We start from the raw sequence: 17,723 nt of genomic DNA on the forward strand, positions 1-17,723 counted from the left end.
CGCCAGGATGGACCGTCTCGCGCAGGCACGGCAGGCCTTGCAGGCGAGGGCGCCGCTGGGGCTGCGCACCACCATCGCCTGTCACCGCGAGCGGCTGGAGCGCGCGGCGCTGCGCCTGCAGTTGCTCGATCCCGCGCTGGTGCTGCAGCGCGGCTACGCCTGGCTCACCGATGCCGAGGGCCATGCGGTGACGAGTGCCGCCAGCCTGGCGCCCGGCGACGAGGTCAAGGCCCGGCTCGCCGACGGCACGGTCGACCTGAAAGTGATGCAATAGCGGCTGCAACAAGGACATCGCGGCGACGTCCGACGCCTTGCCCGCGAATCCTTCCTAGAATCTCCGATTCCCTCAACCAACCCGCGAGAAAAAAATCATGGAACACGTTCTTCCTCCCCTGCCGTACGCACTGGACGCGCTGGCGCCCGAGTATTCGAAGGAAACGATGGAGTACCACTACGGCAAGCACCACAACGCTTACGTCGTGAACCTGAACAACCTGCAGAAGGGCACCGAGTTCGAGAGCATGACGCTCGAGGACATCGTCAAGAAGTCCAGCGGCGGCATCTACAACAACGCAGCCCAGATCTGGAACCACACCTTCTTCTGGAACTGCATGAAGCCCGCGGGCGGCGGCGAGCCCACGGGCGCGCTGGCCAAGGCGATCGACGCCAAGTGGGGCAGCTACGCGGCGTTCAAGGAAGCCTTCGTGAAGTCGGCCGTGGGCAACTTCGGATCGGGCTGGACCTGGCTGGTGAAGAAGGCCGACGGTTCGGTCGACATCGTCAACACCGGCGCCGCCGGCACCCCGCTCACGACCGCCGACAAGGCACTGCTGACCGTGGACGTCTGGGAACACGCCTATTACATCGACTACCGCAACCTGCGCCCCAAGTTCGTCGAGACCTTCCTCGCGAAGCTGGTGAACTGGGACTTCGTGGCCAAGAACTTCGGCTGATCCGACTCCCGGTTCCCCGACAACGAAAAGCCGGCCCGAGGGTCGGCTTTTTCATGGGTCGGACGATCGCTCAGCGCGGGCGGGTGAACAGCTCGCCGCCGAGCTTGGCGCCAGCCTTGATGTTCTTCTTCGCGAACCAACCCTGGTTCATCTCGAGCACGTAGCGCACCGGTTCCTTCGAGCAGTGCGATTCCTCGCTCATCGGCTGCATGTCGACCAGGTTCACGATGCGGCCATCGTCGGCGACGAAGGCCGCGGTCAGCGGCAGCAGCGTGTTCTTCATCCAGAAACACTGGGTGGCCGGCTGCTCGAACACGAAAACCATGCCTTCGGCCTGTGGCATTTCCTTGCGGAACATGAGCCCGATCTCGCGCTGCCGCGGCGTCTGGGCAACCTGGGCGTCGATCTGGTACATCCCGGCGGTGATCCGGACCCTTTGCAGCTGGCTTTGCGCTTCCTGGGCATGCGCCGCAGATGCGGTGAAAGAAACTGATAGCGCGAGAAGACTGAAAAAACGCAGGAACATGGTCGACTTTCGGGACGGCAGCGCAAACAAGAATGCCCGCAGAGGCGGGCAGATTCGTTGAAAGCAAAGCTTACCTCGAATTTGGTGGGATTTTCCCCAATGAGGTTGGGCAGACTATTCGCCCGGACAAAAAAAGGCGCTCCGAAGAGCGCCTTATTTGAATTCGGATTATTCCGATTACTGGGGCGTGCCGCCTTGCGGGTTCATCTTGCGGACGCTGCCGTCCTTGTTGCGGCGGCGATCGTCGCGGGTGGCGGTGCGGTTTTGCGCGGCTGCAGTCGACTTGTTCTGAGTCAGGCCGCCGCTGCCTTCCGCGGTGTTCGCGGTGTCGCCACCTTGGGGACGCACTTGACCTTGCGGCTTGTCGGCGCGACGCTCTTGGGCGCGCTGCTGAGACTTGGTGTCAGTCTGGGGGGCGGCTTCTTGCGAGGTGCCTTGGGCGTATGCACCAGCTGCGAACAGGCCGGCCATCATGACTGCGAGAACTTTGCTCATTACGGATTCCTCAATGGAAATGGATTTCAAAACGCCTCCCGGCCAGCAGAAGGTCTGTCAACAACGAAACCAACACGGCCATGGTTGACAGTTCCCTCGGGCTCCTCCGGTTGCGTCTAAAATTCTAAAGCTAATCAGGCGGCTGGAATCTCCAAGTCTTCCAGTCTTCATCCCATCCGGAGTCCTCGTCCTCATGTCCAGCTATCAGCACATCAAAGTCCCGGCCGCAGGCCAGAAGATCACGGTCAATGCCGACAATTCGCTCAATGTGCCGGATCAGCCGATCATCCCGTTCATCGAGGGCGACGGCACCGGACTGGACATCACGCCCGTGATGCTCAAGGTGGTCGATGCGGCCGTGGCCAAGGCCTACGCCGGCAAGAAGAAGATCCACTGGATGGAGGTCTACGCGGGCGAGAAGTCGACCAAGGTCTATGGCCCGGATGTCTGGCTGCCCGAGGAAACGCTGCACGCGGTGCGTGACTACGTGGTGTCGATCAAGGGCCCGCTGACCACCCCGGTGGGCGGCGGCATCCGTTCGCTCAACGTCGCGCTGCGTCAGGAACTCGACCTCTACGTCTGCCTGCGCCCGATCCAGTATTTCGACGGCGTGCCCAGCCCGGTCAAGGAGCCGCACAAGACCAACATGGTGATCTTCCGCGAGAACTCGGAAGACATCTACGCCGGCATCGAATTCGAGGCCGAGAGCGACAAGGCGAAGAAGCTCATCAAGATCCTGCAGGACGAATTCGGCGTCAAGAAGATCCGCTTCCCGAACACCTCCGGCATCGGCATCAAGCCGGTGTCGCGCGAAGGCACCGAGCGCCTGGTGCGCAAGGCGATCCAGTACGCGATCGACAACGACAAGCCCAGTGTCACGATCGTGCACAAGGGCAACATCATGAAGTTCACCGAAGGCGGTTTCCGCGACTGGGCCTATGGCCTGGCGGCCAAGGAATTCGGCGCCGAACTGGTCGACGGCGGGCCCTGGATGAAGTTCAAGAGCCCGAAATCGGGCAAGGAAATCACCGTCAAGGATTCGATTGCTGATGCATTCCTGCAACAGATTCTTCTGCGCCCGGCCGAATACAGCGTGATCGCGACCCTCAACCTGAACGGCGACTACGTTTCGGACGCGCTGGCGGCCCAGGTCGGCGGCATCGGCATCGCCCCCGGCGCCAACCTCAGCGACACGGTCGCGATGTTCGAGGCCACCCACGGCACCGCGCCCAAGTACGCCGGCAAGGACTACGTGAACCCGGGTTCCGAGATCCTCTCGGCCGAAATGATGCTGCGCCATATGGGCTGGACCGAAGCGGCCGACCTGATCATCAGCTCGATGGAAAAGTCGATCGCCAGCAAGAAGGTCACCTACGACTTCGCGCGGCTGATGGAGGGCGCCACCCAGGTCAGCTGCTCGGGCTTTGGCCAGGTCATGATCGACAACATGTAAAAAGGGCGCTGGCGCGTCCGTGACGGACGCCCCGACCCCCCAAGCCCCGGGCCGACAGGTGCCGGGGCTTTTTCTTGGGCAGGAAAAGCCCTGGGCCAGCGGTTGTTTTGCCGCCGGGGCATGCTGCTTGCATGAGGCCGAGGCGCAGATCCGACCGCATTCGACTTGAATGTCACAAACCCGCCACCAGTTGTGCCACAACGGCGAGTGCAACCCGCGGCGGCTCTATAAAATGAATTTCATGGCTACCAGAATCCCTTCGACCCCCAAGACGCCGCCGGCCGTGAAGCCGAGGCGGGACGATGGCGATGCGGTCGTGCTCGAGCGGCGACCGCAGAAGACCGCGCCGCCCCAGATGTTCCAGGTCGTCATGCTCAACGACGACTACACGCCGATGGAGTTCGTGATCGTCGTGATCCAGGAGTTCTTCAACAAGGACCGGGAAACCGCGACCCAGATCATGCTCAAGATCCACCTCGATGGCCGGGGTGTCTGCGGGGTGTATTCCCGCGACATGGCGGCCACCAAGGTCAATCAGGTGATGGAAGCGGCCCACCAGGCCGGGCATCCACTGCAATGCGTCAGCGAACCGGTCGAGTGAACCTGTTGATTTAGGCGCGCTCCAACCCATCTGACAAATTATTTACAGCAAGGCAAAAGGAAATCACATGATTGCCCAGGAACTGGAAGTCAGCCTGCACATGGCTTTTGTAGAAGCCAGGCAGCAGCGCCACGAGTTCATCACGGTGGAGCACCTGCTGCTCGCTTTGCTGGACAACCCGAGCGCAGCAGAGGTTCTGCGCGCCTGCTCGGCCAACGTCGACGACCTGCGGGCGTCGCTCACCAACTTCATCAAGGACAACACGCCCCAGGTGGCGGGTACCGACGATGTCGACACCCAGCCGACGCTGGGTTTCCAGCGCGTGATCCAGCGCGCCATCATGCACGTGCAGTCCACCGGCAACGGCAAGAAGGAAGTCACCGGCGCCAACGTGCTGGTGGCGATCTTCGGCGAGAAGGACTCGCACGCGGTCTACTACCTGCACCAGCAGGGCGTGACGCGCCTCGACGTCGTGAACTTCATCGCCCACGGCATCAAGAAGAGCGATCCGCCGGAAGCCGCMAAGGGCAGCAGCGACGCCTCCTCGGGTGAAGGTGAGGACGGTGGCGGCGAGAAGAACGAGAAGTCGTCCCCGCTCGAGCAGTTCACGCAGAACCTGAACCAGCTCGCCAAGGAAGGCAAGATCGATCCGCTGATCGGCCGCGAGTACGAGGTCGAGCGCGTGATCCAGATCCTGTGCCGCCGGCGCAAGAACAACCCGCTGCTAGTGGGCGAGGCCGGCGTCGGCAAGACCGCGATCGCCGAGGGCCTGGCCTGGCGCATCACGCAGAACGACGTGCCGGAGATCCTGGCCGAATCGAACGTGTACTCGCTCGACATGGGCGCGCTGCTGGCCGGCACCAAGTACCGCGGTGACTTCGAACAGCGGCTCAAGGGCGTCCTGAAGTCGCTCAAGGACAAGCCGAACGCGATCCTGTTCATCGACGAGATCCACACGCTGATCGGTGCCGGCGCCGCCTCGGGCGGCACGCTGGACGCGTCCAACCTGCTCAAGCCGGCGCTCTCGAGCGGCCAGCTCAAGTGCATCGGCGCGACCACCTTCACCGAGTACCGCGGCATCTTCGAGAAGGATGCGGCCCTRTCGCGTCGCTTCCAGAAGGTCGACGTGGTCGAGCCGACCGTGCAGGAAACGGTCGACATTCTCAAGGGCCTGAAGTCGCGCTTCGAGGAACACCATGGCGTGAAGTACGGCGTGGCCGCGCTGCAGGCCGCCGCCGAGCTCAGCGCCAAGTACATCAACGACCGTCATCTGCCCGACAAGGCGATCGACGTGATCGATGAAGCCGGTGCCGCCCAGCGCATCCTGCCCGCGAACAAGCGCAAGAAGACCATCAGCAAGACCGAGGTCGAGGAAATCGTCGCCAAGATCGCGCGCATTCCCCCGGCCAACGTCTCGAACGACGACCGCGGCAAGCTGCAGACCATCGAGCGCGACCTCAAGAGCGTGGTGTTCGGCCAGGACAAGGCGCTCGAGGTGCTGGCTTCGGCCGTCAAGATGGCGCGTTCGGGCCTGGGCCGGGAAGACAAGCCGATCGGCTCGTTCCTGTTCAGCGGCCCCACGGGCGTCGGCAAGACCGAAGCGGCCAAGCAGCTCGCCTACATCATGGGCATCGAGCTGATCCGCTTCGACATGTCGGAGTACATGGAGCGCCATGCGGTGAGCCGGCTGATCGGCGCGCCTCCGGGCTACGTCGGTTTCGACCAGGGCGGTCTCCTGACCGAGGCCATCACGAAGAAGCCGCACGCGGTGCTCCTGCTCGACGAGATCGAGAAGGCGCACCCGGACATCTTCAACGTGCTGCTGCAGGTCATGGACCACGGCACCCTGACGGACAACAACGGACGCAAGGCCGACTTCCGCAACGTGATCATCGTGATGACCACCAATGCGGGCGCCGAGACCATGAACAAGGCGACCATCGGCTTCACCAACGCGCGCCAGGCGGGCGACGAGATGGCCGACATCAAGCGCCTGTTCACGCCGGAGTTCCGCAACCGCCTGGACGCGACCGTGAGCTTCAAGGCGCTCGACGAGCAGATCATCCTGCGCGTGGTGGACAAGTTCCTGCTGCAGCTCGAGACCCAGCTGGCCGAGAAGAAGGTCGACGTCACCTTCACCGACACCTTGCGCAAGCATCTGGCGAAGAAGGGCTTCGATCCGCTGATGGGGGCCCGCCCGATGCAGCGCCTGATCCAGGACACCATCCGTCGTGCCTTGGCCGACGAGCTGCTGTTCGGACGCCTGCAGGAGGGTGGCCGCCTGACCGTCGACCTCGACGACAAGGAAGAAGTGCAGCTCGACATCCAGCCGCTGGCCAAGAAGGAAGGCCGGGCCAAGCCCGAAGCCGAAGAGGCGGCGACAGGTTGAGCATCTTCCGCCGTCTTGGCGGAATCGTCCGATCAGAAGGCCGGTAGCATTGCTACCGGCCTTTGTCGTTTTACTCATCACCTTTCGCCTTGATCCTCCCCGAGCTCAGCCAGGAATGGAAGACCGGCCTCTCCCTTGCATGGAGCGGCTATATCGCAGTGCTTTCCGTCTGGATCGTGATGCAGAAGCGCGCTCCGGTGTCGACGATGAGCTGGATCCTGTCGCTCGCGCTGCTGCCGTTCGCGGGCTTCCTCATCTATTACTTCCTCGGTCCGCAGCGGCTCAAGAAGCAGCGCCTGAAGCGGTTGCGCGGCCGGGCCGGTGCGCTCGCTCCCGCCGACGTGGCGATGCTGCGCGACGCGAGAAAAGAGGCGCCGCCCGCCCTGCGGCAGATGGCCGCGCTGGGGCTGGCGGCCTGCGGCCTGCCGGTGTCGAGCGCGACCTCGGCCGAGCTGCTCTCGGGGGGCGCGCGCACCTTCGACGCGATCTTCGAAGCGATCCGCCAGGCGCGCGACCACGTCCACCTCGAGTACTACATCTTCGAGCCCGACCAGATCGGCACCGCACTGCGCGACCTGCTGATCGAGCGTGCGCAGCAGGGCGTCACGGTGCGGCTGCTGCTCGACGCGCTCGGTTCCAAGCGGATCGGCCGCACGTTCATGGCGCCGATGCATGCGGCCGGCATCCATGTCGCGCTGTTCCATGAGACCCGCATCGGCCGGCGCCTGCGCCCGGTGACCAACTACCGCACCCACCGCAAGATCGTCGTCTGCGATGGCCGCGTGGGCTTCACGGGCGGCGTGAACATCACCGACGCGGAAGATTCGCGCACCCGTGCCGATGCCTACCATGACGTGCACCTGCGCCTCGAAGGCAGCGCGGTGCGCTGGCTGCAGACCACCTTCCTCGAGGACTGGACCTACGCGACCGGCGAGGACCCCCGCCTGACGAATTCGGACCTGCTCCATCTGCTGCCGCGCCTGCCGCCGCACGAGGCCGCCGGCGAGATCCCGGTGCAGATCATCACCAGCGGGCCCGACAGCGCGCTCGAGGCCATCCATCGGATGCACCTCGCGGCGATCCAGTCGTCGTCGTACCGCGCCTGGCTCACGACGCCGTATTTCGTGCCGGGCGAGCCGGCCATGATGGCGCTCACCAGCGCGGCCCTGCGCGGCGTCGACGTGCGGCTGCTGGTGCCGCGGCGCAGCGATTCGCTGATCGTGAGCGCGGCGGCGCGCTCGTACTACGACGAACTGATCGCGGCCGGCGTCAAGGTCTGGGAATACAAGGCGCGAATGCTGCACTCCAAGACGCTGGTGGTCGACGACAACTGCGCGATGATCGGCACCGCGAATTTCGACAACCGCAGCTTCCGGCTCAACTTCGAGGTCTGCGCCGTGATCTATGGCACAACGCTCGCGAAGCCCCTGATCGCCCAGTTCGAAACCGATCTGCGCAGTGCCTCGCCGGTGCGGGCCAACCGGCGCCAGCCTTTCCCGCRCCGCCTGGGCGACTCGATCGCTCGCCTCTTTTCCCCCTTGCTTTGACCCATGGCCCCTCATACCTTCCTCTGGCACGACTACGAAACCTTCGGCGTCGTGCCGCGCCGCGACCGGCCGTCGCAGTTCGCCGCCGTCCGCACCGACGCCGAACTCAACGAGATCGGCGAGCCGCTGATGATCTATTGCCAGCCGGCCCCGGACTACCTGCCAAGCCCGGAGGCCTGCCTGATCACCGGCATCACGCCGCAGCAGTGCCTCGAGCGCGGCATGCCCGAGCATGCGTTCGCGGCGCAGATCGAACAGGCGTTCTCGCAGCCCGGCACCATCGGCGTGGGCTACAACACGATCCGCTTCGACGACGAGGTGACGCGCTTCATGTTCTGGCGCAACCTGATCGATCCCTATGCGCGCGAGTGGCAGAACGACTGCGGCCGCTGGGACCTGCTCGACGTCGTGCGCCTCACCTACGCGCTGCGCCCTGACGGCATCGAATGGCCGAAGAAGGCCGACGGCAGCCAGAGCTTCAAGCTCGAGGATCTGGCGCGAGCCAACGGACTGCTGCACGAGGCGGCGCACGATGCGCTGTCGGACGTGCGCGCCACGATCGCGCTGGCCCGGCTGATCCGCGAGAAGCAGCCCAAGCTGTTCGACTTCGCCTTCGGCCTGCACCGCAAGGACCGCGTGGCCAGCGAACTCGGCTTGCCGACGACGCGCGAGACCGCGCGGCCCTTCCTGCATGTGTCGGGCATGTTCCCGGCCGAACGCGGCTGCCTGGCCGTCATGTGGCCGCTGGCGAGCCATCCGACCAACAAGAACGAGCTGCTGGCCTGGGATCTGGCCCATGACCCCAGCGAGCTGCGCGACCTCGATGTCGAGACGCTGCGGCTGCGGCTGTTCACGCGCAGCGCCGACCTGCCCGAGGGCGTGCTGAGGCTGCCGCTCAAGGGCATCCATCTGAACAAGTCACCGATGGTGGTCGGCAACCTGAAGACGCTGGCGCCGGCGATGGCGGCGCGCTGGGGCATCGACGTCGAGGCGGCGCTGCGCCATGCCGCGATCGCCGCGGCATTGCCCGACATGAGCGCGATCTGGCCGCAGGTGTACGAGCGGCCTCGGGAAGGCACGCCGGACGTCGACGAGGACCTGTACGGCGGCTTCGTCGGCAACGGCGACCGTCGGCGCCTGAATCAGCTGCGCGGCCTGTCGCCGGCCGAGCTCGCGCGGGCGCGCACCGGCTTCGACGATCCTCGGCTCGAGGAGCTGCTGTTCCGCTACCGCGCGCGCAACTTCGCCGACACGCTGAGCGAGGAGGAGGCCGGGCGCTGGGAGGCGCACCGCGTCGCGCGGCTGCTCGAGGGCGAGGGCGGTGCGCGCAACGTCGACGAACTGTTCGCCGAGATCGACACGCTGGCCGAGACGGCCGACGAACGCGCAGAAGAGATTCTCGGCGCGCTGTACGAGTACGCCGAGGCCATCGCGCCGACGGTGTGAGGCATTCAACGGTGACCGTCCGCCGACTCGAGCCCGCCGATGCCGTGCCGTACCGGGCGCTGATGCTGGCCGCCTATGCGCAGCACCCGGACGCCTTCACCTCGAGCGCGACCGAGCGCGCCGCGCTGCCCTTGTCGTGGTGGATCGCCCGCCTGGACGCTTCGCCCGCGGCCGGGCAGATCGTGCTGGGCGCCTTCGACGGTGAACGCCTGGTGGGCGCCGCCGGGCTGGAGTTCGAGTCGCGCGAGAAGGCGCGGCACAAGGCCAGCCTGTTCGGCATGTATGTGGCCGCGGACGTGCGCCAGGGGGGCGTCGGTCGGCAGTTGGTCGAGGCGGCGTTGGCGCAGGCCGCGGCCAGGGACGGCGTCAGGCTGGTCCAGCTGACCGTGACCGAGGGCAATCTGGCGGCGCAGTCGATTTACGCGCGCTGCGGCTTCCAGGTGTTCGGGGTGGAGCCCTACGCGGTGGCGCTGGGCGGAGCCTTTCTTTCGAAGGTGCACATGTGGTGCGCGGTGGGCCCGCTGGCCTGAGCGCGCAGCGGCTCAGGCGCGGGGCGGCATCCAGCGGGTCTGGGCGCCGCGCCCGGGAAGGTGCAGCGCCGCGGTCGCGGGTGGCGTTTCCGCCAGCAGGCGCCCCTTGCGATACACCTTGAGCCGGGGCGCGCGCAGCCGGATCGCCTCCACCGGATCGCGCGCCTGCAGCAGCACGAAGCTGGCGTCRCAGCCCGCTTCGAGCCCGTGGCTATCGAGCCGCATCACCTGGGCGGCGTTGACGGTCACGGCATCGAAGCAGGCGCGGATGCCGTCCTGGCTGGTCATCTGTGCCACGTGCAGGCCCATGTGCGCGACCTCCAGCATGTCGGCCGAGCCCATGCCGTACCAGGGGTCCATCACGCAGTCGTGGCCGAAGGCGACATTGACGCCGGCGGCCATCAGCTCGGGCACGCGGGTCATGCCGCGGCGCTTGGGGTAGCTGTCGTGGCGTCCTTGCAGCGTGATGTTGATGAGCGGGTTCGAGACCACGGCGACACCGCTTTCGGCGATCAGCGGCAGCAGCTTGCTGACGTAGTAGTTGTCCATCGAATGCATCGAGGTGCAGTGCGAACCCGTGACCCGGCCCTGCAGCCCGAGGCGCTGGGCCTCGAAGGCCAGGGTCTCGATGTGGCGCGACAGCGGATCGTCCGACTCGTCGCAGTGCATGTCGACCGCCAGGCCGCGTTCGGCCGCGATCTCGCACAGGAGCTTCACGCTGGCCGCGCCGTCGGCCATCGTGCGCTCGAAATGCGGAATGCCGCCGACCACGTCGACGCCCTTGTCGAGCGCGCGCTTCAGGTTGTCGACGCCGCCGGGCGAGCGCAGCACGCCGTCCTGCGGAAAGGCGACCAGCTGCAGGTCGAGGTAGGGCGCCACGAGGCGCTTGACCTCCAGCAGCGCGTCGACCGCGAGCAGGCTGGGGTCGCTGGTGTCCACGTGGCTGCGGATCGCGAGCAGGCCCTTGGCCACCGCCCAGTCGCAGTAGGCGAGCGCGCGCTCGATCAAGGCCTCGGCCTTGAGCAGCGGCTTGAGTTCTCCCCACAACGCGATGCCTTCGAGCAGCGTGCCGCTCTGGTTGATGCGCGGCAGGCCGTAGCTCAGGGTCGCATCCATGTGGAAGTGCGGGTCGACGAAATGCGGCGTGACGAGCAGGCCGTCGGCGTCGAGCGTTTCATTCGCGGGCGCGGCGAGCCCGGCCGTGACTTCGGCGATCCGGCCGTCCTGGACCGCGATCGACATGCCGGTGCGGCCATCGGGAAGGGCCGCGTTGCGAACGAGGAGGTCGAGCATCAGCGTTCTCCTTTGCGATAGGGTTTCATGAGCGCCTGCGGGTAGCCGGCCCGGCGCGCCACCAGCACCAGCGCGAGGATCGACAGCAGGTAGGGCAGCATCAGGTAGATCTGGTAGGGCAGCAGCGCCTCGCCCGACTGCTGCAGCCGCAACTGCAAGGCGTCGAAGAAGGCGAACAGCAGGGCGCCGAGCAGCGCCTTGCCGGGCCGCCAGGAAGCGAACACAACCAGCGCCACGCAGATCCAGCCGCGGCCGTTGATCATGTTGAAGAAGAAGGCATTGAACGCCGACAGCGTGAGGAAGGAACCCGCCACGCCCATCAGCGCCGAGCCGGCGACGATCGCTCCGGTGCGGGTCGCGGCGACCGACACGCCCTGGCCCTCGGCCGCCTGCGGGTTCTCGCCGACCATGCGCACCGCCAGGCCCAGGGGGGTGCGGTAGAGCCCATAGGCGAGCAGCGGCACCAGCAGCAGGGCAAGCAGCGTGAGCGGCGTCTGTGCCTCGAGCACCGGGATCCGGAGCCACTCCATCGGCGCGAAGGGCGTGACCGTGGGCGGCGTGCTGACCTTCGGGAAGCTCACGCGATAGCCGTAGTAGCTCAGTGCGGTCGCGAGCAGCGTGATGCCCAGGCCCGAGACGTGCTGCGACAGCGCCAGGCCCACGGTCAGGAAGGCGTGCAGCAGGCCGAACGCCGCCCCCGTGAGCGCGGCGACGCCGACGCCGACCCACAGCGGTGCGCCCGCATGGACCGCGAGCCAGCCGGTGAAGGCACCGGCGACCATGATGCCCTCGATGCCGAGGTTCAGCACGCCCGCGCGTTCGCACAGCAGCACGCCCAGGGTGCCGAAGATGAGCGGCGTGGCGATGCGCAGCACCGCGACCCAGAAGGCCGCGTTCGACAGGATCTCGGCGACGTCCGTCATTGGCGCCCCCACGCTCGGCACTCCGTGTCCTCGCGGCCCCCCAAGGGGGTGCGAGCTTGCTCGGGGCGGCCCGTCGCTGCGCTCATTTCCATCGGACCTTGTACTGGGTCAGCAGCGTCGCCACCAGCACCGCGATCAGCGAGGCGGCGACGATCACGTCGGCGATGTAGGTCGGCACGCCGATGGCGCGGCTCATGGTGTCGGCGCCGACCATCACGCCGGCCACGAACACGCCCGCCGCCAGCACGCCGAGCGGATGCAGGCCGGCCAGCATCGCAATCACGATCCCGCTGTAGCCGTAGCCGGGCGACAGGTCGAGCGTGACGTAGCCGGTGCGGCCCGTCACCTCGATCGCGCCGGCCAGGCCGGCCAGCGCGCCCGAGAGCAGCGCGACCGTCACGACGGTTCGCGTCACCGGCACGCCCGCGAACGCAGCGGCGCGCGCATTGGCGCCGACCGCGCGGATGTCGAAGCCGATCACGGTGTACTTGAAGAGCGCCCACACCAGCACCGACAGCACGGCGGCCCAGACCAGCCCGGTATGCACGCGGGTCTGCGCGATCAGCCGGCCGAGCTCGAGCTCCGACTGCAGCGACACGCTCTGCGGCCAGCCCATCGCGGTCGGGTCCTTCATGGGCCCGTCGAGCATGGCCGAGACGCCCAGCAGCACGATGAAGTTGATCAGCAGCGTGGTCACGACCTCGTCGACGCCGAGCCGGTTCTTCATCAGCGCCGGCCCCAGCAGCAGCAGCGCGCCCGCGATCGCGGCGGCCAGCATCATCAGCGGAAACAGCAGCCAGATGGGGAGCTCGAAGCCGGTGCCGCCATGCAGGCCGCCCACGGCCACCGCCGCCAGCGCGCCGGCGTAGAGCTGGCCTTCGGCGCCGATGTTGAAGAGCCTGGCCTTGAATGCCACCGTCGCGGCCAGCCCGGTGAGGATCAGCGGAGTGGCGCGGGTCAGCGTTTCGCTCCAGGCGAACACCGAACCGAAGCCGCCCTGCAGCAGGAGGGCATAGGTGCGGCCCACCGGGGCGCCGGCCCACAGCACCAGCAGCGCGCTGACCAGCAAGGTGAAGGCGATCGCGCCGAAGGGCGCGATCGCCAGCGCCGTGCGCGAGGCCTGGTGGCGGCGCTCCAGCCTCATGTCCGTGCCCCTGCCATCGCGAGCCCGATCGCCTCGCGCGTCCAGGCCGAGGCCGCGCGCGGTTCGCCGAGCTGGCCGCCGTGCATCACAGCGACCCGGTCGCCGAGCGTCAGCACCTCGTCGAGGTCGTCCGAGATCAGCAGGACCGCGGCGCCGGCATCGCGCGCCGTGATCAGCTGCTGCTGCACATACGCGACCGCGCCGATGTCCAGGCCCCAGGTCGGCTGGTGCGCGACGATCAGTCGCGCGACCTTGTTCGGCGCGCTGGTCGACGCGGGCGCCAGCAGCGCGCGGCCGAGGATCAGTTTCTGCATGTTGCCGCCGGACAGTGCACGCGCCGGCGAGTCGAGACCCCCGCCGCGCACGTCGAAGGCCTTCTCCACGCTTTTCGCGTGGGCCTTGGCGGCGCCGCGCCGGACCCACAGCCAGCGCGAGAAGGCGCGGCTGCGCAGGCGCTCCGACACCGCGTTCTCCCACACCGGCAGGTCGCCCACCACGCCGACCGCGTRCCGGTCTTCCGGGATCCGCGCGACGCCGCGCTGGACCAGTCGGGCCGGCGAAGGCGGCAGGTCGCGACCCATCAGACGGACCGTGCCCGCGATGGCGCGCCGCGTGCCGCTCAGGAGCTCGGCCAGGGCGACCTGGCCGTTGCCCGAGACCCCCGCGATGGCGGTGATCTCGCCGGCCTTGAGCGTCAGCGACACGTCGCGCAGGCGGTCGTGCCCGCTGCCGGCGGTGCGCACATGGTCGAGCACGCAGACCGCATCGCCGACCTGGCCGGCCGGGCGTCGCGAGGTGTGTTCGATGGCATGGCCGACCATCCATTGCGCCAGCTGCGCCTGCGTCGTGTCGCCGGTGCGCGCCTCGGCCACCAGGGCACCGCCGCGCAGGACCGCGACGCGGTGCGAGACCCTGAGGACCTCGCCCAGCTTGTGGCTGATGAAGATGATCGACAGGCCTTCAGCCACCATCTGCGACAGGGTGTGGAACAGCGCCTCGCTTTCCTGCGGCGTGAGCACGGCCGTGGGTTCGTCGAGGATCAGGATGCGCGCATCGCGGTACAGCGCCTTGAGGATCTCGACGCGCTGGCGCTCGCCGACCGACAGGTCTGCGACCTTCGCTTCCGGCTGCACCGCGAGGCCGAAGCGCCGGGCCACGTCCAGCAGCTTGGCGCGCGCCGCGCGGCGGCGCGAGAAGGGCTGCCACAGCGGCTCGGTGCCGATGAGCACGTTGTCGAGCRCGCTCAGGTTGTCTGCCAGCGTGAAATGCTGATGCACCATGCCGATGCCCGCGGCCAGCGCCGCCTTCGGGTTGCCAGCTGCCAGCGGGCGGCCGAAAGCCTCGATGCGGCCTTCGTCGGCCACGTAGTGCCCGAACAGGATCGACATCAGCGTCGACTTGCCGGCCCCGTTCTCGCCGAGCAGCGCGAGCACCTCGCCGGCCTGGAGGTCGAGCGAGATGGCGTCGTTGGCCAGCAGCGTGCCGAAGCGCTTGGTGATGCCGCGCAGCGCAAGAACAGTGGACAAGCGGGTCTACTTCCAGCGCGAGAGGAAGGCGAGCAGCACCTTGGCCGAGTTGTCGGCTGCGATGCCCATGAAGGTGCCCATCTCGTTCTCGCCCTCGCCGCCGCCCGCCAAATCGCTCAGCGAGCGGAAGGCGATATAGGGCACGCCGTTGCTGTAGGCGACCATGCCGACGGCGGCGGTTTCCATGTCGAGGACGTTGGCCTCGAAGGTCTTGAAGGTGTATTCGCGGAAGGCCTTGTTGTCCATGAAGGCCTGGCCCGAGACGCCGTTGCCGCCCACCACCAGGCGGGGCTTGCGGCTCAGGCACTTGCCGGCATTGCAGTCGGCCAGCTCGACGCTGCGGATCGCCCGCGCCACCTCCAGCATCTTCGGATCGGCCTCGAACCAGAATTTCTTCGTGATGCCCGGCTGGGCGGCCGAGCGAACCTCGACCGGCCGCGGATGCATCATGCCGAAGGCGGGCAGGGTGGCGTCCTTCATCCAGGCCGGCGCGCTGTACTTGCCCGGGGCCGTCTCGCGCGCCATCAGCGCTTCGAGGTACTGGCCCCATTGCGCCGGCACCGTCACATCGCCGATGTGCAGCTGCGGATTGACGCCGCCGGCGATGYCGCTGAACACCACGTGCGTGACCTTGAAGCGATCGATCACGAGCTGCGTGTTCATCGTCGCATTGGTCATGCTGATGCCCGAGAGGAACAGCACCACCGGCTGGCCCTCGAGCGTCCCGGTGCTGAACTCGACGCCGTTGACGCTGTGCCTGCGCGGGTTCTGCAGGCGCGACTGCAGCAGCGTGAGTTCAGGCTGGAAGGCCGAGACCACCGCCATGCGGGGCGTCTCGTCGAGCCTTGCCGAATGCGTGTCGGGTGCGACCGCCGCGCAGCCCGCCAGCGCTGCGCCGAGCGCGAGCGCGCCCAGTCTTCGAGCGAGCGTCACTTGGCGGTCGACTTCGGTTGGTTGTCGTCGACTTTGACGGTGGTCTTGCCTGCGAGGATCTCGGCCTGCTTGGCGTTGACCTTGGCGACGATCTCGGCCGGCACCTTCTTCTCGAAGGTGCCCAGCGGCGCCAGCTCGGAGCCCTTGTGCTTCATCATCGAGTAGGGGCCGTAGTCCTCGGCCGCGAACTTGCCTTCCTTGACGAGCTTGATCGCGCGGTCGGCCGAGGGCTCGAAGTTCCAGAGCGCGGCGGCGACCACGGTGTCGGGGTACTTGTCCTGCGTGTTGATCACGTTGCCGATCGCGAGCTTGCCCTTTTCCTTGGCCRCATCGCTGACGCCGAAGCGCTCGGCATACATCACGTCGGCGCCCTTGTCGATCATCGCGAAGGCGGCTTCCTTGGCCTTCGGCGGATCGAACCAGCTGTTGATGAAGCTCACGCTGAACTCGACCTTCGGGTTGGTTTCCTTCGCGCCGGCCATGAAGGCGTTCATGAGCCGGTTGACCTCGGGGATCGGGAAGCCGCCGACCATGCCGATCTTGTTGGACTTGGTCATGCCGCCGGCGACCATGCCCGACAGGTAGGCCGGCTCCTGGATGTAGTTGTCGAAGACCGAGAAATTCGGCGCCTGCGGCTTCAGCGAGGAACCCATCAGGAAGGCGGTCTTGGGGAAGTCCTTGGCGACCTTGCGCGCGGCCGCCTCGACGCCGAAGACCTCGCCGAGGATCAACTGGTTGCCGGCGGTCGCGTACTCACGCATGACGCGCTCGTAGTCGGCATTGGCGACGTTCTCGGTCGCCGTGTACTCGATCTCGCCACGCGCCTCGGCCGCCTTGAGCGCCTTGTGGATGCGGCCGACCCATTGCTGCTCGAAGGGCACGGTGTACACCGCCRCCACCTTGAGCTTGGCCTGCGCGAGCGCGAGGCCCGGTGCCCCGGCCGCAAGCGCGGCCGCGACGGCGACCGAACGGATGATCATTTGACGGCGAATTGTCACTGCGCTTCTCCTCGAGTTAGAAATCAACCAACGACCGACATGTACCCTGTCTTGTTCGTGAAACACCGCGGAACCGGCTTTGCCGGGCCGCAGGTGTTGCCCCCGGTAGGGGGTGGGCGCCCGGACACGCAGTGCCGGGCAACCTGGGGGCGAGCTACTTCGTCCCGAAGATGCGGTCTCCCGCGTCGCCCAGGCCCGGCAGGATGTAGCCGTGGCTGCTGAGCTGGCGGTCGATGGCGGCGGTGTAGATCGGCACGTCGGGGTGGGCGTCCTGGAAGGTCTTGATGCCTTCGGGGCAGGTCAGCAGGCAGACGAACTTGATCGACTTCGGATTCAACTCCTTCAGGCGCTCGACCGCGGCCACCGCCGAGTTGCCGGTGGCCAGCATCGGGTCGACCACGATCGCGTCGCGATCCTCCATGCCGCCGGGCATCTTGAAGTAGTACTCGACCGCGGTCAGCGTCTTGGGGTCGCGGTACAGGCCGATGTGGCCCACGCGCGCGCCGGGCACCACGCTGAGCATGCCGTCGAGGATGCCGGTGCCGGCACGCAGGATCGACACCAGCACCAGTTTCTTGCCGTCGATCACCTTGGCGTTCATGGTCTCGAGCGGGGTTTCGATCTCGATGTCCTGCATCGGCATGTCGCGCGTGACCTCGTAGGCCATCAGCATGCTGATCTCGTTGAGCAGGCGCCGGAAGCTGTTGGTGCTGGCTTCCTTGCGGCGCATCAAGGTGAGCTTGTGCTGGACGAGAGGGTGGTCGACGAGGTGGACGTTGCTCATGGCGTTCTGGAAGCGCGGGGGCGTTCTTGTTGAATGAAAGAAGAAGGGTGGAGTCTAGAAGACGGTGCCGTCGCTCACGATGCGCAGGGGTGGCGCACCATCACGCAAGCGCTGTGCCATGACGCGGCCGGCGGCCCAGGTGCCGCCTTCGAGGACGCGGGCCAGCGGCAACTCTTCCTCGC

18 protein-coding genes are annotated in these 17,723 nt (G+C 66.9%); 8 read left to right on the forward strand and 10 right to left on the reverse strand.

The window, feature by feature from the left end; translation table 11 throughout:
• The coding region (locus AC1D2K_RS12000; protein ID WP_478089059.1) for an exodeoxyribonuclease VII large subunit at positions 1 to 274 on the forward strand (274 nt) is incomplete at its 5' end.
• 97 nt (positions 275 to 371) lie between these two features.
• Complete coding sequence (locus AC1D2K_RS12005) at positions 372 to 953, forward strand: superoxide dismutase (protein ID WP_478089060.1); 582 nt, start codon at positions 372 to 374, stop codon at positions 951 to 953.
• Positions 954 to 1,023: 70 nt separating this feature from the next.
• On the opposite strand, the gene AC1D2K_RS12010 is transcribed toward AC1D2K_RS12005, so the two are convergent.
• Both AC1D2K_RS12010 and AC1D2K_RS12015 read right to left on the reverse strand, forming a co-directional pair.
• Positions 1,024 to 1,479 carry a DUF192 domain-containing protein gene (locus tag AC1D2K_RS12010; RefSeq protein ID WP_478089061.1) on the reverse strand — a complete coding sequence of 152 codons (456 nt, stop codon included), beginning with the start codon at positions 1,477 to 1,479 and terminating at the stop codon, positions 1,024 to 1,026.
• Between the two features lie 177 nt (positions 1,480 to 1,656).
• Entirely contained in the window at positions 1,657 to 2,004 is a 348-nt protein-coding gene (locus AC1D2K_RS12015) for a cell envelope biogenesis protein TolA (RefSeq protein ID WP_478089062.1), read from the reverse strand.
• 163 nt (positions 2,005 to 2,167) lie between these two features.
• Here AC1D2K_RS12015 and icd point away from each other — a divergent pair, with 163 nt between their 5' ends.
• From icd to AC1D2K_RS12045, 6 genes are all read left to right on the forward strand, one after another.
• The gene (icd, locus tag AC1D2K_RS12020; RefSeq protein WP_478089063.1) at positions 2,168 to 3,427 is read left to right on the forward strand and encodes an NADP-dependent isocitrate dehydrogenase; all 1,260 of its coding nucleotides are present in this window, start codon (positions 2,168 to 2,170) and stop codon (positions 3,425 to 3,427) included.
• A gap of 241 nt (positions 3,428 to 3,668) precedes the next feature.
• Entirely contained in the window at positions 3,669 to 4,028 is a 360-nt protein-coding gene (clpS, locus tag AC1D2K_RS12025; protein ID WP_158724591.1) for an ATP-dependent Clp protease adapter ClpS, read from the forward strand.
• Between the two features lie 67 nt (positions 4,029 to 4,095).
• Positions 4,096 to 6,417, forward strand: coding sequence for an ATP-dependent Clp protease ATP-binding subunit ClpA (gene clpA / locus AC1D2K_RS12030; RefSeq protein ID WP_478089064.1), 2,322 nt, complete (start codon positions 4,096 to 4,098; stop codon positions 6,415 to 6,417).
• Between the two features lie 89 nt (positions 6,418 to 6,506).
• Positions 6,507 to 7,964 carry a cardiolipin synthase gene (gene cls, locus AC1D2K_RS12035; protein ID WP_478089065.1) on the forward strand — a complete coding sequence of 486 codons (1,458 nt, stop codon included), beginning with the start codon at positions 6,507 to 6,509 and terminating at the stop codon, positions 7,962 to 7,964.
• Between the two features lie 3 nt (positions 7,965 to 7,967).
• Complete coding sequence (gene sbcB, locus AC1D2K_RS12040) at positions 7,968 to 9,410, forward strand: exodeoxyribonuclease I (protein ID WP_478089066.1); 1,443 nt, start codon at positions 7,968 to 7,970, stop codon at positions 9,408 to 9,410.
• An 11-nt stretch (positions 9,411 to 9,421) separates the two neighbouring features.
• Positions 9,422 to 9,940: an N-acetyltransferase family protein gene (locus AC1D2K_RS12045; protein WP_478089067.1), complete on the forward strand. Its 519-nt coding sequence runs from the start codon at positions 9,422 to 9,424 to the stop codon at positions 9,938 to 9,940.
• 12 nt (positions 9,941 to 9,952) lie between these two features.
• Here AC1D2K_RS12045 and AC1D2K_RS12050 read toward each other — a convergent pair whose 3' ends face one another.
• The 8 genes from AC1D2K_RS12050 to AC1D2K_RS12085 form a co-directional block, all read right to left on the reverse strand.
• Positions 9,953 to 11,233, reverse strand: coding sequence for an amidohydrolase family protein (locus AC1D2K_RS12050; RefSeq protein ID WP_478089068.1), 1,281 nt, complete (start codon positions 11,231 to 11,233; stop codon positions 9,953 to 9,955).
• On the reverse strand, positions 11,233 to 12,156 hold the full coding sequence (locus AC1D2K_RS12055) for an ABC transporter permease (RefSeq protein WP_478089069.1): 924 nt from the start codon (positions 12,154 to 12,156) through the stop codon (positions 11,233 to 11,235). The genes AC1D2K_RS12050 and AC1D2K_RS12055 overlap by 1 nt, the downstream gene beginning before the upstream one ends.
• Positions 12,157 to 12,238: 82 nt before the next feature.
• The gene (locus tag AC1D2K_RS12060) at positions 12,239 to 13,300 is read right to left on the reverse strand and encodes an ABC transporter permease (RefSeq protein WP_478089070.1); all 1,062 of its coding nucleotides are present in this window, start codon (positions 13,298 to 13,300) and stop codon (positions 12,239 to 12,241) included.
• A complete protein-coding gene (locus AC1D2K_RS12065; RefSeq protein WP_478089071.1) occupies positions 13,297 to 14,826 on the reverse strand; it encodes an ABC transporter ATP-binding protein in 1,530 nt (509 codons plus the stop codon). Before AC1D2K_RS12065 ends, AC1D2K_RS12060 begins: the two co-directional genes overlap by 4 nt.
• Before the next feature lie 6 nt (positions 14,827 to 14,832).
• Positions 14,833 to 15,759: a 5'-methylthioadenosine/S-adenosylhomocysteine nucleosidase gene (locus tag AC1D2K_RS12070; RefSeq protein WP_478089072.1), complete on the reverse strand. Its 927-nt coding sequence runs from the start codon at positions 15,757 to 15,759 to the stop codon at positions 14,833 to 14,835.
• Complete coding sequence (locus AC1D2K_RS12075) at positions 15,756 to 16,757, reverse strand: BMP family protein (protein ID WP_478089073.1); 1,002 nt, start codon at positions 16,755 to 16,757, stop codon at positions 15,756 to 15,758. Before AC1D2K_RS12075 ends, AC1D2K_RS12070 begins: the two co-directional genes overlap by 4 nt.
• Before the next feature lie 154 nt (positions 16,758 to 16,911).
• Positions 16,912 to 17,541 (reverse strand): uracil phosphoribosyltransferase, encoded by a 630-nt coding sequence (upp, locus tag AC1D2K_RS12080; protein WP_478089074.1) that lies wholly within the window; start codon positions 17,539 to 17,541, stop codon positions 16,912 to 16,914.
• Positions 17,542 to 17,595: 54 nt separating this feature from the next.
• Positions 17,596 to 17,723 (reverse strand): DUF1688 family protein (locus AC1D2K_RS12085; protein ID WP_478089075.1); only part of this gene is annotated, 128 nt, incomplete at its 5' end.

The sequence above is a fragment of the Variovorax sp. P1_H12_2 genome (assembly GCF_056405335.1).

Excerpts from the sequence above, each read along its gene's own strand:
- upp (WP_478089074.1), bottom strand. The coding sequence starts at position 17,541 with ATGAGCAACGTCCACCTCGTCGACCACCCTCTCGTCCAGCACAAGCTC.
- AC1D2K_RS12010 (WP_478089061.1), bottom strand. The coding sequence starts at position 1,479 with ATGTTCCTGCGTTTTTTCAGTCTTCTCGCGCTATCAGTTTCTTTCACC.
- AC1D2K_RS12060 (WP_478089070.1), bottom strand. The coding sequence starts at position 13,300 with ATGAGGCTGGAGCGCCGCCACCAGGCCTCGCGCACGGCGCTGGCGATC.
- clpS (WP_158724591.1), top strand. The coding sequence starts at position 3,669 with ATGGCTACCAGAATCCCTTCGACCCCCAAGACGCCGCCGGCCGTGAAG.
- icd (WP_478089063.1), top strand. The coding sequence starts at position 2,168 with ATGTCCAGCTATCAGCACATCAAAGTCCCGGCCGCAGGCCAGAAGATC.
- AC1D2K_RS12055 (WP_478089069.1), bottom strand. The coding sequence starts at position 12,156 with ATGACGGACGTCGCCGAGATCCTGTCGAACGCGGCCTTCTGGGTCGCG.
- sbcB (WP_478089066.1), top strand. The coding sequence starts at position 7,968 with ATGGCCCCTCATACCTTCCTCTGGCACGACTACGAAACCTTCGGCGTC.
- AC1D2K_RS12005 (WP_478089060.1), top strand. The coding sequence starts at position 372 with ATGGAACACGTTCTTCCTCCCCTGCCGTACGCACTGGACGCGCTGGCG.